Source organism: Streptomyces sp. NPDC086787, assembly GCF_044745865.1.
GTDB lineage: Bacteria > Actinomycetota > Actinomycetes > Streptomycetales > Streptomycetaceae > Streptomyces.
Window position 1 is genome coordinate 102,584 of the sequence record NZ_JBIVBC010000014.1, and the last position, 22,691, is coordinate 125,274.

The 22,691-nt window shown below is 69.3% G+C and carries 24 protein-coding genes and 3 pseudogenes; 16 read left to right on the forward strand and 11 right to left on the reverse strand.

All coding sequences use genetic code 11. From position 1 onward, the window contains the following. Positions 1 to 11: 11 nt before the first annotated feature. On the reverse strand, positions 12 to 731 hold the full coding sequence (locus ACIPK3_RS27185) for a tetratricopeptide repeat protein (RefSeq protein ID WP_402573772.1): 720 nt from the start codon (positions 729 to 731) through the stop codon (positions 12 to 14). A gap of 208 nt (positions 732 to 939) precedes the next feature. On the opposite strand from ACIPK3_RS27185, the gene ACIPK3_RS27190 reads away from it, so the two are divergent. From ACIPK3_RS27190 to ACIPK3_RS27210, 5 genes and pseudogenes are all read left to right on the forward strand, one after another. Beyond that, entirely contained in the window at positions 940 to 1,839 is a 900-nt protein-coding gene (locus tag ACIPK3_RS27190; protein ID WP_402573774.1) for an SDR family NAD(P)-dependent oxidoreductase, read from the forward strand. Positions 1,840 to 1,937: 98 nt separating this feature from the next. Further along, positions 1,938 to 2,519 (forward strand): TetR/AcrR family transcriptional regulator, encoded by a 582-nt coding sequence (locus ACIPK3_RS27195; protein WP_402573776.1) that lies wholly within the window; start codon positions 1,938 to 1,940, stop codon positions 2,517 to 2,519. A 49-nt stretch (positions 2,520 to 2,568) separates the two neighbouring features. Continuing rightward, positions 2,569 to 3,276, forward strand: coding sequence for an AAA family ATPase (locus ACIPK3_RS27200; protein ID WP_402573778.1), 708 nt, complete (start codon positions 2,569 to 2,571; stop codon positions 3,274 to 3,276). 106 nt (positions 3,277 to 3,382) lie between these two features. Then, positions 3,383 to 4,009: a hypothetical protein gene (locus ACIPK3_RS27205; RefSeq protein WP_402573780.1), complete on the forward strand. Its 627-nt coding sequence runs from the start codon at positions 3,383 to 3,385 to the stop codon at positions 4,007 to 4,009. 238 nt (positions 4,010 to 4,247) lie between these two features. Continuing rightward, a pseudogene (locus ACIPK3_RS27210) lies at positions 4,248 to 4,940 on the forward strand (transglycosylase SLT domain-containing protein); the annotation flags it as partial. Between the two features lie 124 nt (positions 4,941 to 5,064). Here the strand turns inward: ACIPK3_RS27210 and ACIPK3_RS27215 are convergent. Beyond that, positions 5,065 to 5,700: a TetR/AcrR family transcriptional regulator gene (locus tag ACIPK3_RS27215; protein WP_402573782.1), complete on the reverse strand. Its 636-nt coding sequence runs from the start codon at positions 5,698 to 5,700 to the stop codon at positions 5,065 to 5,067. A 90-nt stretch (positions 5,701 to 5,790) separates the two neighbouring features. Between ACIPK3_RS27215 and ACIPK3_RS27220 the strand changes: the two genes are divergently transcribed. After that, a complete protein-coding gene (locus ACIPK3_RS27220; protein ID WP_402573784.1) occupies positions 5,791 to 7,233 on the forward strand; it encodes an amidase in 1,443 nt (480 codons plus the stop codon). A gap of 326 nt (positions 7,234 to 7,559) precedes the next feature. Beyond that, positions 7,560 to 7,880, forward strand: a complete 321-nt coding sequence (locus ACIPK3_RS27225) for a hypothetical protein (protein WP_402573786.1) — start codon at positions 7,560 to 7,562, stop codon at positions 7,878 to 7,880. On the opposite strand, the gene ACIPK3_RS27230 is transcribed toward ACIPK3_RS27225, so the two are convergent. The 4 genes from ACIPK3_RS27230 to ACIPK3_RS27245 form a co-directional block, all read right to left on the reverse strand. After that, complete coding sequence (locus tag ACIPK3_RS27230) at positions 7,793 to 8,431, reverse strand: hypothetical protein (RefSeq protein ID WP_402573788.1); 639 nt, start codon at positions 8,429 to 8,431, stop codon at positions 7,793 to 7,795. The two genes, ACIPK3_RS27225 and ACIPK3_RS27230, sit on opposite strands and share 88 nt — an antisense overlap. A gap of 531 nt (positions 8,432 to 8,962) precedes the next feature. Continuing rightward, entirely contained in the window at positions 8,963 to 9,184 is a 222-nt protein-coding gene (locus ACIPK3_RS27235) for a helix-turn-helix domain-containing protein (protein WP_402573789.1), read from the reverse strand. Continuing rightward, the gene (locus ACIPK3_RS27240; protein ID WP_402573791.1) at positions 9,184 to 9,669 is read right to left on the reverse strand and encodes a DUF2975 domain-containing protein; all 486 of its coding nucleotides are present in this window, start codon (positions 9,667 to 9,669) and stop codon (positions 9,184 to 9,186) included. The genes ACIPK3_RS27235 and ACIPK3_RS27240 overlap by 1 nt, the downstream gene beginning before the upstream one ends. Before the next feature lie 103 nt (positions 9,670 to 9,772). Next, complete coding sequence (locus tag ACIPK3_RS27245; protein WP_402573793.1) at positions 9,773 to 10,039, reverse strand: PLD nuclease N-terminal domain-containing protein; 267 nt, start codon at positions 10,037 to 10,039, stop codon at positions 9,773 to 9,775. A gap of 234 nt (positions 10,040 to 10,273) precedes the next feature. Between ACIPK3_RS27245 and ACIPK3_RS27250 the strand changes: the two genes are divergently transcribed. The 5 genes from ACIPK3_RS27250 (at position 10,274) to ACIPK3_RS27270 (ending at position 14,595) form a co-directional block, all read left to right on the forward strand. After that, entirely contained in the window at positions 10,274 to 11,224 is a 951-nt protein-coding gene (locus tag ACIPK3_RS27250) for an ATP-binding cassette domain-containing protein (RefSeq protein WP_402573795.1), read from the forward strand. Further along, on the forward strand, positions 11,221 to 11,952 hold the full coding sequence (locus ACIPK3_RS27255) for a hypothetical protein (protein WP_402573797.1): 732 nt from the start codon (positions 11,221 to 11,223) through the stop codon (positions 11,950 to 11,952). The genes ACIPK3_RS27250 and ACIPK3_RS27255 overlap by 4 nt, the downstream gene beginning before the upstream one ends. A 34-nt stretch (positions 11,953 to 11,986) precedes the next feature. Further along, complete coding sequence (locus ACIPK3_RS27260) at positions 11,987 to 13,165, forward strand: sensor histidine kinase (protein WP_402573798.1); 1,179 nt, start codon at positions 11,987 to 11,989, stop codon at positions 13,163 to 13,165. Continuing rightward, positions 13,162 to 13,806 carry a response regulator gene (locus ACIPK3_RS27265; protein WP_402573800.1) on the forward strand — a complete coding sequence of 215 codons (645 nt, stop codon included), beginning with the start codon at positions 13,162 to 13,164 and terminating at the stop codon, positions 13,804 to 13,806. Before ACIPK3_RS27260 ends, ACIPK3_RS27265 begins: the two co-directional genes overlap by 4 nt. 108 nt (positions 13,807 to 13,914) lie before the next feature. Then, positions 13,915 to 14,595 (forward strand): HAD family hydrolase, encoded by a 681-nt coding sequence (locus ACIPK3_RS27270; protein WP_402573802.1) that lies wholly within the window; start codon positions 13,915 to 13,917, stop codon positions 14,593 to 14,595. Between the two features lie 88 nt (positions 14,596 to 14,683). Here ACIPK3_RS27270 and ACIPK3_RS27275 read toward each other — a convergent pair whose 3' ends face one another. Continuing rightward, positions 14,684 to 15,904, reverse strand: a complete 1,221-nt coding sequence (locus tag ACIPK3_RS27275) for a metallophosphoesterase (protein ID WP_402573804.1) — start codon at positions 15,902 to 15,904, stop codon at positions 14,684 to 14,686. Positions 15,905 to 15,995: 91 nt separating this feature from the next. Here ACIPK3_RS27275 and ACIPK3_RS27280 point away from each other — a divergent pair, with 91 nt between their 5' ends. Together ACIPK3_RS27280 and ACIPK3_RS27285 are read left to right on the forward strand one after the other, a co-directional pair. Then, the gene (locus tag ACIPK3_RS27280; protein ID WP_402573806.1) at positions 15,996 to 16,484 is read left to right on the forward strand and encodes a GNAT family N-acetyltransferase; all 489 of its coding nucleotides are present in this window, start codon (positions 15,996 to 15,998) and stop codon (positions 16,482 to 16,484) included. 120 nt (positions 16,485 to 16,604) lie between these two features. Further along, positions 16,605 to 17,969: a M4 family metallopeptidase gene (locus ACIPK3_RS27285; RefSeq protein WP_402573808.1), complete on the forward strand. Its 1,365-nt coding sequence runs from the start codon at positions 16,605 to 16,607 to the stop codon at positions 17,967 to 17,969. 209 nt (positions 17,970 to 18,178) lie between these two features. Here ACIPK3_RS27285 and ACIPK3_RS27290 read toward each other — a convergent pair whose 3' ends face one another. Both ACIPK3_RS27290 and ACIPK3_RS27295 read right to left on the reverse strand, forming a co-directional pair. Continuing rightward, a complete protein-coding gene (locus ACIPK3_RS27290; RefSeq protein ID WP_402573809.1) occupies positions 18,179 to 18,865 on the reverse strand; it encodes an SDR family oxidoreductase in 687 nt (228 codons plus the stop codon). Then, a complete protein-coding gene (locus ACIPK3_RS27295; protein WP_402573811.1) occupies positions 18,862 to 19,515 on the reverse strand; it encodes a hemerythrin domain-containing protein in 654 nt (217 codons plus the stop codon). The genes ACIPK3_RS27290 and ACIPK3_RS27295 overlap by 4 nt, the downstream gene beginning before the upstream one ends. Before the next feature lie 111 nt (positions 19,516 to 19,626). On the opposite strand from ACIPK3_RS27295, the gene ACIPK3_RS27300 reads away from it, so the two are divergent. Further along, positions 19,627 to 20,268: a TetR family transcriptional regulator gene (locus ACIPK3_RS27300; RefSeq protein WP_402573813.1), complete on the forward strand. Its 642-nt coding sequence runs from the start codon at positions 19,627 to 19,629 to the stop codon at positions 20,266 to 20,268. 281 nt (positions 20,269 to 20,549) lie between these two features. On the opposite strand, the gene ACIPK3_RS27305 is transcribed toward ACIPK3_RS27300, so the two are convergent. Together ACIPK3_RS27305 and ACIPK3_RS27310 are read right to left on the reverse strand one after the other, a co-directional pair. Continuing rightward, a complete protein-coding gene (locus ACIPK3_RS27305; protein ID WP_402573815.1) occupies positions 20,550 to 20,954 on the reverse strand; it encodes an FKBP-type peptidyl-prolyl cis-trans isomerase in 405 nt (134 codons plus the stop codon). Between the two features lie 460 nt (positions 20,955 to 21,414). After that, positions 21,415 to 21,545: pseudogene (locus ACIPK3_RS27310) on the reverse strand (alpha/beta fold hydrolase); the annotation flags it as partial. A 43-nt stretch (positions 21,546 to 21,588) separates the two neighbouring features. On the opposite strand from ACIPK3_RS27310, the pseudogene ACIPK3_RS27315 reads away from it, so the two are divergent. Next, positions 21,589 to 22,691, forward strand: a pseudogene (locus ACIPK3_RS27315) (LysR substrate-binding domain-containing protein); the annotation flags it as partial.

The following is a 22,691-nucleotide window of genomic DNA, read 5'->3' on the forward strand; positions in this document are numbered from 1 at the left end:
CAACCGAAGTCTCAACCGAAGAAGTCGCCCCTGGGGCGCTCAGGATTGATGGCGTCGCGGCGCTGCTGCTCCAGCCGGGTCGTCCTGTTCGCCGATATCTCCCGCAGGTGCGCCCGACTCTGCAGGGTCATCATCGACCCCAGTGCGTGGCGCTCGGTCATCGGGTTGTCCACGCAGGACTGGTAGAGAGCGGCGGCGCGTTCGGGGTCCTGGTAGAGGGTGCGGTAGAGCTCGGCGGCACGGTACTGGCCGTAGGGGTGGTTGCGTGCGGCGGCCGCCAGGAAGTGTTCCAGGGCGTGTTCCGCGGGGGCTCGGGTCAGGGGCAGCAGCCTCTCCAGATACAGGTCACCCAGGGCGAGCATCGCTTCGGGCTCACCGAGTTCGGCCGAGGCGTGGTACCAGCGGGCTGCTTCGTCGAACGACTGTGTGATGCCCGCCTGGGGACAGCCCCGGTGGTAGAGCGAGGCCAGGTAGTACGTCGCTCGCGGCGAACCGGTGCTCTGCCGCAGTCGCGGCACCGCGCTCGCATACCGCTCCTGCACGTACTCGATGTGCCCGAGCAGCTCGACGGCGGCACCGTGGCCGGTGCCCGCGGCGGCTTCCAGGAAGAAGGCGGCCGCACCGCGGTGTTGCGTGCTGTTCCAGCAATGCAGGCCGATCCGGTAGTACTCCTCGGCGCTGGTCGGCTCGTGTCCGTCCACGGTGAAGTTGGTCCCCTGCCACTGCACCACGTCACTGCCCTTCTCGTCCCGGCGTGCCTCGGCCGAAGCTCGCGCGTCATTGTGCCGCAGCCCCGACCAGTGGCACCGGTCGCGCCGGCGGATCCACAGCGGTCAGGGCCGCCTCCGAGATAAACGGATAGGTCATCCGTATGTGTGTTAGCGTACCTCCGGGTAAGCGGATGACCTATCCGTTTACCCTGGAGGGATGGAGGAGCACATGAGGAAAGCTGTGGTCACGGCCGGGACCGCCGGTATCGGTCTGGAGACGGCGCTGGGGCTTGCCGACGCCGGGTTCGCGGTCACGGTGGTCGGGAGGAACGCCGACCGGGGTGCCGGGGCGGTGGACCGGATCAACGCCATGGGACCGGCGCACCCTGCCCGGTTCCTGGCCTCCGACCTCTCCTCGATCGACCAGGTGCGCACGCTCGCCCACCGGATCGCAGCCGAGCACGACGCTTCAGGGGATCCACTGACGGTGCTGGTCAACAACGTCGGGGCGATGTTCCCCGACCGACGGGAGCTGGGCGGTGTCGAAGCCTCCTTCGTCGTCAACCACCTCTCGCCCTACCTGCTGACCGAGCTGCTCCTGCCCACACTGACGGCGGGTGCGCCGAGCAGGATCGTGAATGTGACCTCCGGTGCGGTAGGAGTCGCGAAACGGGTGTTCGACGCCGTCGAGCCGCCCGGCGGCTACTACGGCTTCCACTGGTACGGCCGTGCCAAGCTCGCCAACCTCGCCTACACACTCGACCTGGCCGCGCGGCTGGAGGGCACGGGTGTGTCGGTCTTCGCCGCCGACCCGGGTGGCGCCGCGACCGACATGACCAACGGCACCCTGGCCGACCCGAAGATCGTCTCTCCTGCCCTGCGACTCCTGTGGCCGCTGGTGCGCCGCAGGTTCGAACGGTCCACATCCGGCCCGGCGTCCACGGCGGCCAGGCCATCGATCGTCGCCGCCACGGACGACGCGCTGACCGGCCGGACCGGCGTCGTCATCGGTCCCGAAGCGCGTCCGGTCGCCCCGTTCCGACCGGCCACCGACCGCCGCGTCGCCGAGGCCGTGCGCCTGCTCAGCGAGGCCCACGCCCCTGTGGTAGCCACCGCTGCCGGGCACTGAAGACCCGCCCCCGCGCCGACCTCCCGGCCGGGGAACGGCCACGTATGATCCGGAAACACATGACGGGACACGCGACAGAGAACAGAGACTGGCCACCCATGCCGACCACACAGCTGCGCAAGGACGCCGCCCGTAACTGGGACCGGATCGTCGCCATCGCCCGCGCACTGGTCGACCAGGGCGTCACGCTGCAGCTCAATGATGTCGCCCGCCGCGCCGGACTCGGTGTCGGCACCGTCTACCGGCACTTCGCCACCCCCGAGGCGCTGCTGGAGACCGTGGCCGCCCCCTGCCTGGAGGCCCTGGCCGCCCACGGCGAACAGGCGCTGGCCGACACCGACCCCTGGCGCGCGCTCGAGGGTTTCCTGACGCGGACCGTGGACGCGCAGATCACCGATGCTTCCCTGGCCCTGGTCACCGCCGCACCGGCCGACGCCCTCCCGCGCACCACGGAGCTCAGGCAGTCGCTGACAACGACCGGCACCGAACTCCTGGACCGGGCCCGCGAGGCCGGAGCGGTCCGTCCCGACCTGTCCGCTGCCGATCTCGTCCCCCTGATGTGCGGCATCGCCCACGCCGTCGACGTCCACGGCGGCACTCCTGCCGACCGGCTCGACACAGCGCACCGCTACCTCGCCACACTGCTCGGCGGCCTGCGAACCGCCCCGTCGAACACATGAGGCGGCCGTTCGCGGCGGCCTTTGATGCGCTTTGTGGGAGACTCGATGCGTGATCATCGAACATGCGTACGCACATGTGGCCTCGTATGAACAGGATGAGTGGCCATGGTCCGTTCCTTGTGTGCGCGGGCTGCTGGAGGACGGGCTGCGGTTCACCGCGCCGGTGACCTTTCTCGTCGGTGAGAACGGCTCCGGCAAGTCCACCCTGGTCGAAGCCCTCGCAGAGGGCTTCGGTCTGGACTCCTGGGGCGGCTCGCACGACTGGCGTTACGCCAGTCACCGCCCGAAGTCGGTGCTGGGGGAGTGGATCCGCTTCGACGCGGCTCCGCGCGGACGGCGCATGTTGGGAAACTGGTCCGCACGCAAGGGATTCTTCCTGCGCGCCGAGACGGCGCTGGACGCCCTGGACCGGGAAGGGTTCGGACCGGATTCGGTCAGCCATGGAGAAGGCTTTCTCGCCGCGTTCCGAGGGAAGTTCCTCCAGCCGGGGCTGTATGTGATGGACGAGCCCGAGGCCGCGCTGTCCTTCGCCTCGTGCCTGGAACTGCTCGGTCATATTGACCAGTTGGTGAGGTCTGGCGGCCAGGTCATCTGCGCCACCCACTCCCCACTGCTGACCGCCCTGCCTGGTGCCGACATCATCGAGGTCGGTGAGCACGGCATGCGCCGGACGGCTTGGAGCGAGCTCGCCCTGGTGGACCACTGGCGCCGCTATCTCGCCGACCCGCAGTCCTACCTGCGCCACGTCCTCGACTGACCTCGACCGGGAGGACGCCCCCTCTTGACGGAGCGGAGCGGGTTGCACATAGTTACCGGCGAGTAGCGCGGTGGGTGACCCCGCGCCGCCACCGGACGGAGGCCCGATGACCGACCATGCCCGCGCAGCCCTCGAACATCTGCGGGACGCGAGTCAATTCCAGTGGTACGTCATACCTCTCCTGCTTGTGGTCATCTATGTCTACGCGGCCGAGGTGGAACGCCGGAACTGGAACGTCTTCTTCGCGGGCCTCGCACTGTGGGGCATGGACTGGTTCAACGAGATCTGGAACGCTCTCGTGCTCCACTTCACCGACCGGGCGCCGGTCTGGGGCGCGACCGGCCACAGCGCGTACCAGATCCTCGTCGGACTCAACATCGAGATCTGTCTGATGTTCGCGGTCATGGGGGTGGCGGCCGCCAAACTCCTCCCGCCGAAGTCGATGCGGCTCTTTGGCGTGCCCAACAGGCCCCTGTTCGTGCTGGTGAACTCGGTCGCCTGCGTGGGCGTGGAACTCCTGTTGCATCAGGCAGGTGTGCTGACCTGGGACTGGTCCTGGTGGCAGGCCGACTTCCCCCTCCTGATTCTTCTGCTCGGTTATGCCCCGTTCTTCGTCGCCGTTGCCGTCGTCCACGACCTCGCCCGCGTCCGCACCAAGGCCGTTGTCGTCTCCGCGCTGTTCGCCTTCGACGCGGTCTGCCTCCTGGTGTTCGGCTCACTCGGGTGGCTCTGACTCCGTTCAGTCCCGCGGGATCGCACACCCTGACGACCTGCTCGTCCTCGATCCCGGAAACAGGTTCCGATCCGATGCAACCTCGCCCCGGGCCCGTGCGTACAGGAGGCGACAACCGCACTTCACATGAGGAAGGGGACCTCATGTACTCGGACAGTAGGGCCGGTTGGACCGCCGGCCGTCCTGACGCCGCTGTCGTCGCCCGTGTCACCCGTAACTCCGTAGTTGAGAGGCCGGCGTGAGCCACATATCGGTCCGGGGACTCGCGGTGGCCTCGGCCACGGCGGTCACCGCTGTGGGCGCCGTCGCTGGTGTTGCGTCGAGCAGCACCGGCCGGCCCGGAAGCGACGCCGAGGCGACAGCAGGCGACACGACGCTGCTGGCTGACATCCCGGCGGGTCAGCAGGCTCATGTACAGACCGCGTCCCTGACGCGGCAGGCCGACGCACAGGCCGTCGCCGCCGACGTGGGTGCCAGGAAGGTGGCCAAGGAGTGGGCCCGCAAGCAGGCCACGGCGGACGCGGTTGCCAAGCAGAGGGCCAGGAAGAAGGCCGAAGAGAAAGCCAAGGAGCGCAAGGCGGTTAAAGAGGCAGCCGGCCGCTCCGCCACACGCGACGCCTCCAGCTTCCCGGTCCAGGACTCCTACTCCGTCGCGCAGATCCAGGCGCTGGCCAGTCAGATCGTGGGCGCGGGCCAGTTCCAGTGCTTCAGCAACATCGTGGACCACGAGTCCACCTGGAACTGTCGGGCGCTCAACCCTTCCGGTGCCTATGGTCTCGTCCAGGCATACCCCGGCTCCAAGATGTCGAGTGCGGGCGCCGACTGGCGGACCAATCCGGCCGCGCAGATCAAGTGGGGCCTCAACTACATGAACCAGAAGTACGGCAGCCCCTGCCAGGCCTGGTCGTACTGGCAGTTCCACCACTCGTACCAGCGAGCTCTCGGTGAGCAGGCCCTCCGAGCAGCCGTCCCGGAGGGCGACCGCCACCCATTCGGGCTGGACGGCAGGGGCACTGGCGCACGGCGGGCGCGGATAACGGTCAAGTGCCCGGGAGTCAGTCGGCCTTTCGTGGGCGGGTGGAGCGGAGTCGTTCCCAGAGGCCGACCAGGTGTGTGTGCAGGACTTCCTCGGCTTCCTCTGCGGTCAAGTGGCCTATGAGCACGTGGCTGGTGAGGCCGTCGGCGAGGGCGAGCAGGGTGCGAGCCTCGACCTGCGGGACGGGCGGTGCAATGCCTTCGCCGGCCGGGCCGTTCTCGGCGGCCTCCGCGATGAGGCGGGCGAAGAGGTCCTGGAGGGCCGCGTAACTGTTCCTCAGCGGGCGGCCGAGTGGCTCCTTGACTGCGGCCTGGGCGACGAATGCGAGCCAGATCCGTGCTTCGGCGCGGTGTTCTTCGCGGAGCAGGGCGATCTCGTCGGCCGCGTGCCCCAGGGCGGTGGCGGCCGACTGGGCCGGGCTCGCGGCCAGGCGTGCCCGCACGCGTTCGGTGATGTGTTCGCCGACGTGGTCGACGGCGAACAGGAGCATCTCCTCCTTGCTGCGGAAGCAGCGCTGAACGGCGCCCAGGGAGACCTCCGCACGGGCGGCGACGTCGCGCATGCTCACTCCCTCCGGACCGTGTTCGTCGGCCAGGAGGCAGACGGCCTCGGCGATCCGACGGCGTCGGCTTTCGTAGTCCACCTGTTTGGGCATGCGCGGTAGGCCTCCTTATTCCGATACGATCGTATCGCTTCCGGGCTATGGTTCGGACACGAACACTTCGGCATCTGGACAGGGAGCACGATGATCAGGCATGACGCCCCGTGGGCAATGACGGCCGCCGCCCAGGCGGAGGCGGTCCGAGGCGGCGAGATATCGGCGCTCGAACTGGTCGACAGCCACCTGGAACGCATCGCTGAGGTCAACCCGCAGGTCAACGCGGTCACGCAGCTGATGGCCGAGCGAGCCCGTGAGGCCGCGATGCGGGAAGACCGGCGGCAGGCAGCGGGCGAAGCACTCGGACCGCTGGCCGGCGTGCCGTTCACGGTGAAGGAGTGCACCGCTGTCGAAGGAGTGCCGACCACGCTCGGAACGTCGCGTTTCCGCGACCTGGTGGCGTCGGCGGACGCGCCCCCGGTGGCCCGGCTCCGCTCGGCCGGGGCCATACCGATCGGCCACAGCAACATGCCCACCCTGATCCTGGCCGGGATGCACACCCGCAGCGAGTTGTTCGGCGACACCGTCAACCCGTGGGACCGGAGCCGGACCCCAGGAGGCAGCAGCGGCGGCGACGGAGTGGCCGTCGCCACCGGCATGGCCGCGCTCGGTCTCGGCAACGATTCCGGCGGATCGGTACGGATCCCGGCCTCGTTCTGCGGCGTGGCAGGGCTGAAGCCGACCACCGGGCGGTTCCCCGCCGACCACCGCGTCCTCGGCCCGGACGACCCCGGACCGGCCTCACAGATGCTGGTCACCGACGGCCCCCTGGCCCGCACCGTCGCCGACCTGCGGCTGGCATACGAGGCGTTGGCCGGCACCGACCCGCGGGACCCCCGGGCCGTACCGGTACCCCTCTACGGAGAGCCGCTGCCGGGGCCGGTCAAGGTCGCGGTTGTCGCCGATCCCGGAGGCCATGGTGTCCACCCCGTGGTTCGCGGCGCCGTCACAGCGGCAGCGGAAGCTTTGCGCGACGCCGGGTACGACGTGCGGGAGGTGGCGGACGTTCCGCGGATGGCCGAGGCACTCGAGGCATACGGCCGGATCACCGTGACCGAATTCGCGCCGTCCTGGCCAGTGGTGCGGACACTGCTCGGCAACGGCGGAGACCGCTACATCCGGATGGCCATGGAGAAGACTCCGCCGGCGAACGCCGCAGAGCTCACGAAGCTGATGGGGACATGGCTCGGCATACGCCGCTCCTGGGCGGAGTTCCTCGACGAGTACCCGCTGCTGCTCGGACCGGTGTTCACCGAGCCGCCAGTCGAGCCGGGACTGGAGTCACGCGATGAAGCGGGACGGGAGCGGGTCGCCGAGGGCATGCGCCTGTGCACGGTGACCAGCTTCGTGGGAGTTCCCGCAGTCGCCGTACCGACCGGAGTCAGCGACGGACTGCCGTCCGGCGTACAGATCATCGGGCGCGCGTTCCGGGAAGACCTCTGCCTGGCCGCCGCCCAGGAGATCGAGAACCGCCTCGGCGTGCTCACGCCAGTCGACCCTCGCCCGGAAGTTCTCGCCGCCGCGCGGTAGGTGGTGCCACGACAGCGGGCAAGGAGACGGTCAGGGGGCAACGGGCGGCGCGGAGAGGCAACATCCGCGCCGCGCCGGTCGCGGGCCCCCTGCCCCTCGTGGTGTCGACCACGACCGTCTGCCGACACCACGTCTCCGTCGTACCAACTTCCTGCCCGGATCAGTCAGTCCCCTGGGCAGAAGGGCGGGATCACAGGGCTGAGGAGGCAGTTGGTGGGGAAGTAGTTGAGGACCGTGTTGCCGCCGCCGTCCGTGACTGCGGCGTCGCTGTAGAAGCCGCCGGGAGCCGGGCGGGGGGCGACGTGTTCTGCGTGATGGCGGTGTTGGTGAGGCTCAGGCCTGAGCCCGATTCCGGCAACCTCGCCACCATCGCCAACGCCGAGGAGGCCGGGGGCGGCGGCGGACTGGTGACCTTCAGCGGAACCACCACGCTGACCGGCACCCGGGTCACCGGTAACCGGCTCGTCGGCGCGGGGAGCAGGGGCGCCGGAATCGCCGCCCTGGGCGGCTCGCTGATCGTCCAGACCGGCTCGACGATCAGCGGGAACACCGCCTCCGGTCAGTACTCCCTGGGCGGCGGGCTGTATGCGAACATCACGGACGACCCCGACACCAGCGGGACCGTCCAGAGCGGTCCGCCCGTCTGAGATCCTGTGCCGGTGGCCTTGTTGCCGGTGATGCTGGTGCTGGTGAGGCTCATGATGTCGGTGGCCACCCCGACCGCGCGATAGATCCCGGCACCCCTCGAATACCGGCCTGTGGCCAGGTTGCCGGTGCCGAGGGTGGCGGTGCTGCCGCTCGCGATGTAGGGCCCAGCTCCGAGAGCGCGGGATCTCCCGCCCTGGATGGTCACCCCCGTCGTGGTGAGGGTGCCGTTGCCCCGGACGTAGATGTTGCCGCCGAAGGACGGGGAGACACCGATGACCGAGCCGTTCATGACGGTGACGTCGTCCATGGTGAGGTTTCCGCCGTTGACGTCGAGGATGCGGAAGGCCGGGGTCGAGGTGCCGGTGTCGCGAAGGATGGTCGCGTGGAAGCCGTGGATGGTGAGAGGGACGGTGATGGCCGGCAGCGCGTCGTCCCCGGAGTCCTGGGCGCTGTACTCGTAGACGCAGTAGGGAGTGAGGTTCAGTACCGCGTCGCCGCCGGTGTCGGCGGTGCTGATCGCGCTCTTGAGGGCCGCGGGGTCGCAGGCCACGACCACATCGGCGTGGGCAGGAGCCGTGCCCGGGAGGGTCAGAGCCTGGGTGGCCAGCGCTAGGCCGTCAGTCTGCGGCCTGTCACGGTCGTCGGCTTGATCCGGCTCGGCATCTGACGCTCCTGGAGATCTCGGCGGGTTGCCCTGGGAGGTCCGGCGGGGGAGTGGTGATGCTCGGGACGACACGGGGGCCCGGCGCGGAGGGTCTGTCCGGGGCCCGGTTCCTCGTGGGCCACGTGCCTCTGGAAGGCGTAGCCGTATGAACCTCGAACCAAGCGGCCAGTCATCCGATTCACCTGAAAGGATCAGGATCCGGACCCAGTCGGTCTGCCAGGCGTTCCAAGGCTCACGCGTGGTGAGTGTCGACCGTCCACGTTCGCGGGAGCAGTGGCTCTCGTGGAACGCTCTGGCCTTGATGCCGATGGCCGTGATTCAACTGGCGCGCGCCGTCGGCGCCGTGGGGTGCTTCCTGTTGCCGTGCCGCCCCTGGCAGGTCGAGACGAGGAGGACATGACGGCCACCGGGGGCACGTCATCCGCCCGAGGCGTCCTCAGCCTCCCAGCGCAGCAGCTCGCCCGGCTGGCACTTGAGCACCTCGCAGAGCGCGGCGAGTGTCGCGAAGCGCACCGCCTTGGCGCGGCCGTTCTTGAGAACCGCCAGGTTGGCGGGCGTGATCCCTGCACGGTCGGCGAGCTCGCCCACGGACATCTTCCGCCTGGCCAGCATCACGTCGATCCCGACGGTGATGGGCATCAGATCACCTCGTCCAGTTCGGCCTGCATCTGTGCCGCTTCGACGTCGCGGGCGACGGCCTGGGCGAGCAGCATCCGCAACAGGAGCACGATGAGCGCGACCCCCAGGATGGCCACGCCAACCCCGCCCATGATGAGGGTGACGCCCGGGTCTTCCCGCTGGCCCGGAGCATTGATGGCCGTGACCGAGAACCACACGAGGGCGGCCGCCACGATCGCGCCGATCATGACGTCCACGTTCCGGAAGGCGGCGTGGGAGAACACGGTTCCGCGTCGCACCATCGTCACCAGCCGCCATACGCAGATCAGGGCGACCTGGGCCGACACCATGCCCAGGATCGTGATCACGCGCAGCGGGGTCAGCGGCAGCGACCCGTCCTCCGGGTCGGTGGCCAACGCCCACACCATCAACGTCTGCACGAACACGGTGCCGGCGAGTACCACCACGAGCACGACGCGAAGTGCACGCATTGCCAGCTTGCCCATGACCCATCCTTCCATCGAGTTGCGATAGAAATCTATCGAATTTCGATAGGCGAGGCAAGGGCTGGGGCGAAGGTCGTCCCCTCCCATGGGCCCCGGCCGGACATCAGGCGAAGCGCCGCTGCCGTGCGGCGTTGCATCGGCCGAAGGCGAACCACAGCAGGCTGCCCAGGAACGGGGCGACGAGGGCGAAGACGGTCCAGACCAGCCTCATCCCTCCGCCGAGACCGGACCGGCTGATGCTGATCAGCGCGCCCACGAACAGGGTCGCGTGGAGGAGGATCGGCAGGACGATCACCGCGGCCGCAATGAGAGTGTTGGCGTGGGCGGAGTGGGCGGCCAGGAGCGTGTGCTGCGTCGCCAGTACGTGCATGGGAACTCTTCCTTTCCGATCGCGCCGAGGCGCGGGGTGAATCCGACTGCCTCCAGGCTGTCCGAGCAGTCCAGAAGGGACATCTCTCTTTCCGCCGCTCCCACTTGACCAAAAGTCGTAGGCGGCGCTGACCGGTCGCGTGATGCGTCGGGCCGCGAGACCGGCGCAGTCTTGACGAGTTCGTCAGGGCGGGCGCACGGACGCTCCGCCCACGGCCTTTTTGCGAGGAGAGCGATGATCACCGTTCAGGGACTCGGCAGGCGCTACGGGGAGACGGTCGCCGTCGACGACCTCTCCTTCACCGCGCGATCAGGCGCTGTCACCGGATTCCTCGGCCCCAACGGCGCCGGGAAGTCCACCACCATGCGGCTGATGCTCGGCCTCGAGCATGGCGCGGGCCGGACCACCTTCGGCGGTCGCACCTATCGTGAACTGGCCGATCCGGTGAAGACGGTGGGGGTGCTGCTCGATCCGGGTGCGGCGCACCCCGCCCGCAGCGCGTACCACCATCTGCGGATGGTGGCGGCCGGGGCGGGAATCGGCGAACGGCGGGTGCGGGAGGTGCTGTCGCTGGTCGGCCTGGACGACGTTCGCCGCCGCCGGGCCGGCGGCTTCAGCCTCGGCATGCGCCAGCGGCTGGGGCTGGCCACCGCCCTGCTCGGCGACCCCGAGTACCTGGTCCTGGACGAACCGGTCAACGGCCTCGACCCGGAGGGGGTGCACTGGACCCGCGCCCTGCTGCGCGATCTGGCCGAGGAAGGCCGTACCGTCTTCGCCTCCTCCCACCTGCTGTCCGAGATGGCGCAGACCGCCGACGACTTGGTGGTGATCGGCCGGGGCAGGCTGATCGCGGCCCAGTCCGTGGAGGACTTCATCGCCGCGTACACCCGCTCGGAGGTGGTGGTGCGCACAACGGACACAGAGGCCCTGCTGGCAGGGCTGGGTGCGCAGGGGGCAACCGCTCGCCGCGAGGGAGCCGAGACCGTCGTCGTCGAGGGTCTGGACGCCGATCAGGTGGCGGAGTCGGCGGCCCGTGGCGGAGTGCGGGTGCGTGAGCTGCACACCCGTCAGAGCAGTCTGGAGGACGCCTTCCTCGCCGCCACCGCCGAGGCCGGCCAGTACAGCGCCGGTGAGTACAGCGCCGAGCTGCGCGAGCAGCGCGGACAGGAGAGGAAAGCGGCATGAGCGTCAGCGTTTCCAGCCCTTCGGGCCCGGCCATCCCGGCCCTGCACCACGCCTGGACGGGACTGCGCACCCTGCGCTCGACCTGGGTGCTGAGCGGCCTTGTGGTCCTGGCCCAGCTCGGCTTCGCCCTGGTCGACCAACGAGCCGACACCACCGGCACGGAGCAGTTCACCAAGGGCCTGTCACTGATGATCGTGCTCACCGCGGCACCGATCGCGGCCCTCGGAGTGAACGCCTTCGGTGCGGAGTACCGCCACCGGACCATCATCACAACAGTGCTGACCCTCCAGTCCCGAGCCTGGATCGTGGCCGCGAAGGCCGTGGTGGTGGCTGCCCTGGGCGCGGTGACCGCCGCGGTCGCCGCCGCGGTGGACTACGTGGGTGTGCTGGCAATCGGTCACACCGTCCCGGACCCGGGTCGGGCCCTCGCGGCAGCGGGCGCTACCGTGTCGTATGTCACGCTGACCGGCCTGGTCGGCCTGGCACTCGCCGGGCTGACGAGGAGCGCCGTGGCCGCGCTGAGTATCACCGTGCTGTGGCCGGCGGTACTGGAACCACTGCTGACAACTGCTCTCCGGCTCGATTCACGGATGGTGCCGTTCGCTGCGGCCAGGCAGCTGGCCGAAGCGGGGGCGGCCGCGCACGGCTACGAGGCCCTGCCGCTGCTCGCACTGACGGCCCTTCTGCTGGCTGGAAGCGCCCTGGCCCTCTCCCGGCGGGATGTCTGAACTGAACAAGAAGTCGGGGCGGAAGGACGAGTACATGGAGAATCCGCGAGCGGCGCTGAGCCCTGCCCCGACCCGGCGCCGACAGTGGCTGGACTGGTGGGACGGCCGGTTCCGGTCGCTCTGCTTCGATCTGCTGGTCACCGCCCTGGTCCTGGCGGGCGTATTCGCCCGCCACACGGCGCCTGCGCTGATAACGGTCTGTGCCCTGGCCGCCTCCGCTCCCGCGCTGTTGCTGCGCAGACGGTTCCCGTGGCTGTCGGTCGTCGCGACGGTGATGGTGGCCTTCACCGGTTCGGTGGGCGTCGCGGCCTGCGTCGCCGGGTACACCGCGGCCCGTCGCTGGGGGCCGTGCCGACGGCTTTGGGTCGCGGGCGGGACAGTCACCCTCGCGATGATCCCCGGCTACTACCGGGAGCTCACCGGAAGCGCGGACCGGCTGGTGTACGTAGCGGTGGTGCCACTGTTCGCGGTGGCGGCCTCCGTGCTGCTGGGCCTGTGGTTCTTTCAGCGGGGTGCGCTGCTCGCCAGCCTGCGGGACCGGGCCGAGCAGGCGGAGCGCGAGCGGGATCTGCTTGCCGAACGCGCGGTCGAAGCCGAGCGGCGCCGTATCGCAAGGGAGATGCACGATGTGGTCGCGCACCGGGTCAGCGTGATCGCGCTACAGGCCGGCGGCCTGTCCGTGAGCGCCCCGGACGAACGAACGGCCGAAATAGCCGAGGTGATCCGCCGTGCGAGCGCCGGCGCACTGGCCGAGCTCCGTGACGTGCTGAAGGTCCTCAGGGACGATCAGACGCCGGCCCCGGGTTCGGGACCGCCCGCGCTGGAGGGTGTCGCCACCCTGGTGGACGAGGCCACCGCTGCCGGGGCGAACCTCCGGGCCAGCCTCCCCGATCCGCTTCCGCAGGTCTCCGGAGCCGTGGGCCGGGCCGCCTATCGCGTGGTCCAGGAGGCCCTCACCAACGCCGCCAAGCACGCCCCGCACGCAGCGATACGCGTCACGCTCGAAGTGGCGGAGGACCAGCTCCAGGTCACCATCACCAACCGGCGCGGGGCCGCGGCCGGATCCGCCATCCCCGGCTCCGGCTACGGGCTGATGGGCATGAGGGAACGCGTCACTCTGGCCGGGGGAGCCCTGCGCACCGGCAGGAGCGACGACGGTGGGTACCGCGTCCGGGCGGTCTTCCCGCTGGGCACGGATAGGATCGCGGCGTGAGCGTCAAGGTGGTTCTGCTGGAGGACGAGGAGCTGGTGCGCGCAGGCGTCCGGCTCATCCTGGACGCGGACCCGGAGATCGAGGTCGTTGCCGAGGACGCCGACGGATCGGCCGTCACCGAGCTCGTCACCCGCCACTGTCCGGATGTGGTGCTCACCGATATCCAGATGCCCCGGGTCGACGGGCTGGAGGTGACCCGGCGCGTCACCGCGCTGCCCGACGCCCCGGCCGTGGCCATCCTCACCACCTTCGATCTGGACGAGTACGTCTACGCCGCCCTGCAGAACGGCGCGGCGGGCTTTCTGCTCAAGGACACCCCGCCACGCGAACTCGCCCGCGCCGTCCACGTCCTTGCGCGGGGTGAGGCGATGCTCTCGCCGAGGATCACCACCAAGCTGCTCTCCGAGTTCTCCTCCCGCGCCCCCTCCCGGGCGGCGAAGACCCGGCTGGAAGCCCTCACCCCACGCGAACGCGAGGTCGCGGTGGCCGTCGCCCAAGGAATGAGCAACGCGGAAATAGCGGGCCACCTCTTCATGAGCCCGTCCACGGTGAAGGTCCACATAGGCCGCATCATGACCAAGCTCGACGCCGCCAACCGCACCCAGATCGCCATCCTCACCCACGAAGCCAACCTGGCCTGACTGCCTCCTGTCCGAACATCGCAGGCGAGGGCGTGAACATCGCCACTCCTGCCCGAAATCGGGCAGAAATCTGGACGGACCGCGACCTCCTGCCTAGGGTGATCGCTCATGATCACCTACTCACTCCCCACCGGCGCCGAGGCCGTGGTCTTCGACTGTGACGGCCTGCTGGTCGACACCGAACGCTGCTGGACCGTTGCGGAAACGGCTATCTTCGCCGCGCACGGCCATCCCTTCGGTCCCGAACAGAAGGCCCTGGTCATCGGCCGCACCGTGGAGGCCGCCGGGGAGGCCATGGCCCACTACCTCGGCCGCCCCGGCGCCGGTGCCGAACTCGCCGTCGAACTCCTCGAAAGGGTCCGCGAGGAGCTTGCCCGAGGCGCCGCAGCGCTCCCGGGGGCAACAGAACTGGTGCGCGCCTGCCAGGCGGCCGTACCCATAGCCGTAGCCAGCAACAGCCCCCGGGAACTGCTGGACGCGGCGCTGTGGTCGGCGGGCCTCAGCGACTGCTTCACCCACTCCTTCGCCGCCGACGAGGTGCGTTCCCCCAAGCCCGCACCAGAGCTGTACCTCACGGCATGCGAGACGCTCGGTGCGGCCCCCGCGCGTTCCATCGCCTTCGAGGACTCGGCCACAGGCATCGCCTCGGCGCGTGCCGCCGGGCTCTACGTCGCGGTCGTACCCTCCATGCCGGGAGCCGACCTCGACCACGACTGGCTGGGCACCAGCCTGGCCGAACCCGAATTGCAGCGCTGGGCCAGGGAATTGGGGCATGCCACAGCCTGCTGACCCACCCCTCTTGAGCGTACGGGCCGACCGTTTCGATGAGACGGCTTGACGAACACGGCTGCAAGCGGAGGTGTCGGGCCGCCCAGTGCTACATCGAGGTGGGCTGCTGCGGGGAGCGGAGCACGAGCAGGGTGATCTCGCTGGGGGCGAAGACGCGGAACGGCGGACCCCAGAAGCCGGTGCCGCGGCTGGTGTAGAGGAGAGTGCGGGTGCCGTGGCGGCTGAGTCCGGCGAGGGCGGGCTGATCGATGCGGACCAGGTGGTGGAAGGGCCAGATCTGGCCGCCGTGGGTGTGGCCGGAGAGTTGGAGATCGATGCCGTCGGCTGCCGCCCGGTCGATGAACTTGGGCTGGTGCGCCAAGAGCAGGACGGGCAGGTCGGGGTCGGTGCCGTCCAAGGCTTCGGCGAGGTCGGCGCGATGGCCGGCCAGGCCGGAGGACTCGGCGGTGACGTCATCCACACCGGCGACCACGAGGGTGTCGCCTCCGCGTTCCAGCAGCAGATGGCGGTTGCGCAGCGGCTCCCAGCCCAGCTCGTCCATCAGGTCGACCCAACCCTGCGCCTCGCTGTAGTACTCGTGGTTGCCCGTGACGTAGACACGGGCCCGAGTCGCCTGCACCGTACCGAGTGGGGCGGCCTGGGCGCGACGGCGTTCGGCCGTGCCGTCTGCGATGTCGCCGGTGTGGCAGACCAGGTCGGCCTCCAGGGCGTTCACCGTCTCGCACACCTGTGCCGACCAGCGGGCGCGATCGAGGGGACCGTAGTGGGTGTCGGTGATGAGGACGACACGCATGCCGTCCAACCCGGCACCCAGGCGGGGGAGTTGTACGTCGAGTCGGCGCACGCGCGGCACACGGCGGGCCTCGGCGTACCCCCAGGCGAGCAGTACGGCGGTCACCCCGAGGACGGCCGAAGTGACGATTCGAGCCCGGTCCTGGCCCTCGCCGACGCCGGCCACGCTCAAGGCGAGCCGCAGCAGGACGCCGAGCAGAACGGACCAGGTGAACAGGACCCAACTGATGCCCAGCAGGCTGTCACCGAAGATCGCCGCCCGGTCCTGCTGCCGCCGACCGTGGCCGCGCGCCATCGCGAGCGGCATACCGCCGAGGCCGAGGGCGAACAGGGCGGTGCCGGTGAGCGTGACGGGCACCGGCCAGTGCTGGCCGGTGTACAGGAGCACCCAGCACGGCACAGCCCACAGCAGAACGGGGGCGATCAGGGGGAGGTAGCGCATCAGACGGTGCAGTCGGCTCTGCCGCGGCGTCTGCGCCGCACTGTCGGCGGGGCGGGTGTTACTGGTGTCGGTCACGCTTCCCCTCCTTGACCGGGCTGCCGTCTCGCGCACTGTATCCGGTCGCCCTCGGGCCGCGGACGCTGCGCTCATGGGACATACTCTCCCGATGGGTTCACGTACTTCCCTGGTCAGGCGGCCGGTCACGATACGGAGGGCCGTCGCGCGGGACGCCAAACGGCTCACACGGCTCGTGCGTGGCTCGGGCGCCTACGAGGGCAAGTACGAGGCCGCAGTCGCGGGCTACCGGGTAGGTCCTGATTACATCGAGGCCCACCGCGTCTTCGTCGCCGTGGCCGCCGACGAGCACGGAGGCCGGGTCCTCGGCTTCTACTCGCTCGTCCTCGCGCCGCCGGAGCTCGACCTGTTGTTCGTCGCCGACGAAGCGCAACGACGGGGTATTGGGCGACAGCTCGTCGCGCACATGCGGTCCGAGGCACGCGCCGCCGGGCTCGACCGTGTCAAGGTCGTGTCGCATGTTCCCGCCGCGGACTTCTACCACCGCGCCGGTGCGGTACGGACCGGGACGGCGCTCGCGAACCCGCCCGCCGTGCCGTGGGACCGTCCCGAATTCGAGTTCCGCATTCCTTCTGAATGACGCGGTGCCGGCCACCTCGAACACAGTGACCACGGAAGGCGCAGCAGGCTCGACATTCCGGTTACTGATCCGTGACAATCCGGGCCAGGGGCGATCATCTGGTCTGAGCAGCCTGGCTGCATGAGAAAGACATCCAAAGCACTCGCACTGGCGGCGGCTGTGGCCGCTGCCGTGGCCATGACCGGTGTGGCTCAGGCAGGCACGCCCTCCACCGGCCTTGGGCACGGCTACCACAATGGTGACGTGAAGATCAGCACCAGCCGGAACGCCAACGGCGACTTCCTGCTGGAGGACCCCGGACGAGGCGGTGTCCAGGTACGCAACCTGGCAGGCGGCGACGTCCAAGGCTGGTACGCCGGCACCCTGTCCTCGGACACCGACAACGTGTGGGGCGACGGAACCAGGGACGATCGGCAGACCACCGACGTGGACGCCTACTACGCGGCAGTGAAGACCTGGGACTACTTCCTGAAGCAGCACGGAAGGCGCGGCATCTACGACGACGGGAAAGGGGCCCGGGTGTTCACCGATGTCGGTACGGCCGACGGTGAGGTCTACGGCCAGTTCGACCCGGAGTGCGGCTGCATGTATCTGGGCCCGGCGGGAGGTGGCCTTTCCGCGGCCAACACCCTCGATGTGGTGGCGCACGAGATGAGCCACGGAATCACCGGCGTGACCGCGGGCCTGAACACATACGGTGAGTCCGGTGGCCTGAACGAGTCCACGAGCGACATCTTCGGCACCCTGGTGGAGTTCTCGGCGGACAACTCCAAGGACCGGCCCGACTACACCATCGGTGAGGGCCTGAACGGCACGCCCTTGCGGTACATGGACGATCCCACCAAGGACGGGAAGTCCATGGGCTGCTGGTCACCCGGAATCGGAGAGGGCGAAGCGGAACCCCACGCGCTCGCCGGGATCAGCAACAAGTTCTTCTACCAACTGGCCGTGGGCAGCGTGAAGTCGCGGTGGGGGAACAGCCCCACCTGTGATGGAGCACCGGCAGTCAAGGGCATCGGCAACGAGAAGGCCGGGAAGATCTGGTACCGCGCGTTGACCCGCTACCTGGTGCCCAATTCCACCTTCTCCGGAGCCCGCGCCGCGAGCCTGCGCGCCGCTGCCGACCTGTACGGGAGCAACAGTGCCGAGACCAAGGCCGTGGGAGCGGCGTGGCTCGCGGTCGGGGTCGACGGCAGCGACCCGGTGCCTGAGGCGGCGCAGGCTCCGTCGCTGAAGTGGATCAACTATCAGAGGAGCGCGGTCGGAGGGCAGTCCTTGTTGCGGCTGCAGGCGCCGGACCCGCAGCGTCAGCGCGTCACTTTCACCGCCGCCGGCCTGCCCCAGGGGTTGACGCTGAACAAGTCCACTGGTGTGGTCTCGGGCCGTCCCACCCAGCAGGGCAGCTTCGACATCACGTTCACCGCGACGGACAGCGACGGCAACGCCTCGCAGCGCCAGGTGAAGTGGGAGGTCGGGCCTCAGTGACATCGCTCCGGGCTTGACCGGCGTGCGTCATACAGGGGCCTTCCCCCGGTGATGGCGATGCGCCCCGGGCCCGTTCAGTAAGCAGACAGCGGTGCCCGCTCCACAGCACATGGAGCGGGCACCCGCCGGTTTCGCGTTCCCATGCGTTGCCACGCCTCCATGCTCAAGCAGTAGAGCGAGGGGGCTATGAACTCGCGTGGGGTTGTGGGTCAGGTGGCCAGCAGGCCGCCGTCGATGTACAGGTCGTGGGCGTTGATGCCGGTGTTGCGGAGCAGGAAGTCGGTGGCGTCGGCGATCTCGGCCATCGTCACCAGTCGTCCGATCGGTGTCTGGGCCGAGTGCGGTGGGTCGGGAACGTCGCGCCATTTGGGGCTGTCGCCGATCAGGCCCGGATGCAGGGCGTTGACGCGGTGCGGAGCCAGCTCCACCGCGAGGGTCTTCACCAAGCCGGTGATTCCGGCGTTGAAGGTGGTGACGACGGTCGAGCCCGGATACGGGCGTTCTTTGGCGAGCCCGCCGAAGAGAACGACGGAAGCGCCTGGGCGAAACCGGTCGCGCAGCACACGGACGGTCTCGGCATAGCCGACGAGCTTCATGGTCACGGCCGTCACGGCATCAGTGATGTTGAACTGCGCCAGCGTGTTCGCGGCCTGCCCGACCGCGGTGATGACAAGATTGTCGACCTCGGCCACGTCGGCCAACGAGGCGCTGATTGTTTCGGGTTGGGCAAGGTCGAGGGCCAGCCCCCGGACGCCGACGCCGATCCCGGCGGCAATGGTCTCGGCCCGTGCCTTGTCCCTGCTGGTGATGATGACTTCGTCACCGCGGTCTGCGAAGTGCTGGGCGATCACTCCGCCCAGGCCGCCGCTGCCGCCGACGATGAGTGTGCTGGTCACGCGATGACCGTCCTTGAGTTGTCGGTTGCGCGAAGGCTGTTCAGGGTGGCTTCGGCCTGCTCACGCATGGCCGGCACGAGGGGAAGAACGGCTTGCGGCAGGTTCGCCGTGACCACCGCGAGCTCGGCGGGAGTGCCCACCTGTTCGAAGAAACCAAGGTTGAGGTGGGTACCTACGGGCGGGGCCGAGGCGATCACCGCGCGGGAGAACTCGGACCAGGCCCGATCCGACATGTGCGCTGCCAACGCGGGAAACAGCACCGGTTCCTCGCGCTCAAGGTGCTGGTGCACCAGGTCGCGCACACTGGCTGCCGCGGCGGCCACCGGTGCCCGGTCCGCATCGTCCCGCACGGGAGCGGCGGCGAGCGCGTCCAATGCCGCGTCCAGCGCATCGTGCTCCGTGCTGAGTTCGCTCAGCACGGCGCCGGCCACCGGGTCGGCGGCGATCAACTGCGGCCAGAGCACATCGTCTTCGCTCTCGTGATGATGCCGCAGCGCCGCCACCAGGAAGTCACGCAGTTCGGCCAGCGCGGCCGACGGGGCGTTGTCGCGCTGCGCGGCGTCGGCCAGCAGGGACGTCGCGGCCCGGTGCATCTTGTGCAGTAGCCGTGTCTCGACGATCCCCGCGGACTCCGGCGGACTCGTGCTCACAGCAGCCTCCCATCTCAATGGACTCTTAATGTCCACTTGGATATTAAGAGTACCAGCGGTCGGTGTGGACCCCGGTGGCCGGCACTACAGTGATCAGATGAAGGAGACGCCATGAACGGTCAGGATGCGTCCGAGAAGCCACTGCGCACGCGCCGACGGGACCCGGAGGGACACCGGGCGGCCATTCTGGAGGCGGCCCGTCACACCTTCGCCGAGCGTGGTTACGCCCGCACTACCCTCCGCGAGATCGCGCGCCGAGCCGGTGTCACCCACGGCCTGATCACACGTCAGTTCCAGTCCAAGGAGCGGCTCTTCCTCGCGGCCGTGCCCGGTAACAGCGACCTGGAACGGGTAGTTGCCGGAGACCCGGCGACACTGCCCGACCGGATCGCCCACGCCTTCGTCCGGCGGATGGAGACCGACGCCGTCAACGACCCACTCGTCGCCCTCGTGCGCAGTGCCGCGTCCGACGAACGTGCAGCCGCTCACCTCCTGGTCGCGATGCAGGAGCACAGTGCCGCTGCGTACCGGTCCGTGCTTTCCCCCGACGCACCGGCAGTGCTCGGCGATGACTTGGACATCCGCGTAGCACTCGTGGGGTCACACATGATCGGAGTGGTCTTCAGCCGGTACATCGCACGAACCGAGCCACTTGCCTCGATGTCACCCGAGCAGCTCGCCTCACACCTCACGCGGATCCTGCGGCACATTCTCTTCGACGATGCCCCCGCACCTCGGAACCCGCCCCAGTGAACAGGGGCTTCGTCCTAGCGGGAGACCGTGCCGGGGCTACGGGGACATCGCAGGCTGAGTCGGGCCCTGGTCCGTGCCCGGTCCGGAAACTCTGGGCCTCCCGATGAGTCGACCGGAACGCGGGTGCCTGACCGGGGGAAATCCCAGGTGTTCGGCGGTCAACGAGTCGCGGCGGGGCAGTTCGGACGCTGCGGAGGCCGAAGCCGGAACGGCGGCGAGGAACACGGCGGCCGGACCCAGGAGACGACGCGGCGCGTCGAAGCCAAGGCGCGGCCAGGGCGTCAGGCGGTACTCCACCCAGCCGTGCCGGAGTACGAGTCGAGCAGGTCCACCACGAAGACCAGGGTCGAGCCTGCCGGGATCAACGGCGACGGCGACTGATTCCCGTAGCCGAGTCGCGGGGGAACGATGATCTCGCGCCGACCGCCGACCTTCATCCCCCTCACCCCCCGGTCCCAACCCTTGATGACCCTGCCACTGCCCAGGGCGAACTTGAACGGCTCGCCCCGGTCCCAGGAGGCGTCGAACTCCTTCCCGGACTCGAAGGTCACCCCGACATAATGGACCCTGACCACCATGCCCGGCTTCACCTCAGCCCCATTCCCGACGACCAGATCCCGGATGGTCAGCTCGGTCGGAGCGTCACCCCCCGGAACGCGGACCTCGGGTTTCGTCAGTTCACTCATCGCCGCCTCATCACTCTCCGTTGAAAGCACCCGCACGGACCAGCCGGGACCCATGGACCCCCCGTGCAGCAGATGGTCACGCTACCGAGGATGCCCATCCCCCCGGAGCGCACCGAACTCGGCGGCCTCACCTGTTGATGTTTCACGCCTTTGCCCCGTTGACGGGGTCTATCGCGAACCAGTGATGGACCCGCGACTTCGTTGACGACGTCGGTGGGACAGTCCTCCTCACGGCCGATGACCGTCTGGCGCCCGTTCTCGCACGGCGAGGGTGATCGCACCGGACGGTGTCGCCGATCGGGCGACGATGTCGACGGACACCTGGTCCGGAAGGCGTGGGTGGCGTCGTCCGACCATGTGCGTTCCCTGTCAAGTCCCGCGTGTTGAACTGCCGATGGCGCACAATCCACCCCCTCCCCTCCTGCGGCCGTTCAGGGCTGCGGCACTGTTCTCGAATGGCCTACGACTCGTCCGCGGTGGTGAGGAAGTCCAGGACGAGGGGGCTGGCGTGGGTGCGGACTCCTCGAAGTAGGAGTGCCGGGCTTCGGGGATCAGGTGGAGTCGGGCGTTGGGGATGCGATCGGCGAGCAGGTGACAGCTGCGGCTTCTCGCGTTGATCGAGCGTCGCGGCTCCTTGACGGCGGCGGCTCACGCCCTCCAACTCCCGCCCGCGGCAGTGGCCCAGCAGGTGGCCAAGGCCGAGCGCGACTGGCAGGTGCCCCTGGTCGTCCGTTGCCCTCGCGGAGCAACGCTCACCGCGGCCGGTGCGCTGCTCGCCTCTCACGGTCGAACCGTGGAGGAGGCGTCGGACAAGGCCGAGGCGCAATTGGCCGCACTGCTCGGTCACCTCTCCCTACGGCTGCGGATCGGAACGTGGCAGGCTGCTGCCCTGCATCTGCTGCCACCCGCCCCGACGGCTCTGCGGCACCGCCATTCGGACGCCGACGTCTTCGTCGTCGACGTGGTGTCCGGACGCGGGGCGGACGAGATCAGCGAAGGGTGCCTGGATCTCGCCCTCGTCGCGTCCTGGGGCACGCCGCTCGCGCCGCCCCCGCACCTGCGCGCTCACCCGCTCCTGCTGGACCCGATGGTCGTGGTTCTGCCCGACGACCACCCTCTGGCCATCGGGCAGCCCGCGGACAGCGAACTGCACCTGGAACAACTGCGCGACGAATCTTGGTCTCCATCCTGGCCGGCCACGCCGCCCGCGCACAGTTCCACGACGCTGCCCGCGAAGCCGGCTTCACTCCCACCGTGCGGTTCGAGACCGAGTCCTACGACGTCGTCCAGGCCCTCGTCGGCACAGGCAGCGCTGTGGCTCTGGTGTCGCGACTGGCCCTGACCCGGGCCCGGCACCACCCATCGCGAACTGGCCCACCCCAGGCCCTACCGCCAGCTCTACGCCCTGACAAGAACCGACGCCAGTCTCACGCCGCTCGCAGACATGCTGATCGACCTCCTACGCGATGTCGCCGCGACATCACCGCCACCAGGGAGGCTCCCCTGCAAGAAGAACAACGCCCATCGACGTCGGCAGCCGGCTCGGCGTCGGTCCGGCCGCAGCCGGAGCCCGTGGATTGGCCGAAGCCACGACAGTCGGCTTCGAACGGCCGAGCACCGAGTGCGGGGGGGGGGGGGGGGGGGGGGGGCCGCGCCCCCCCCCCCCCCCCCCGGGATTTGGTTTGTGACCCCCGCACCCAATCACACCCGGGGGTGGCTGGGGCCCCCACCCCCCCC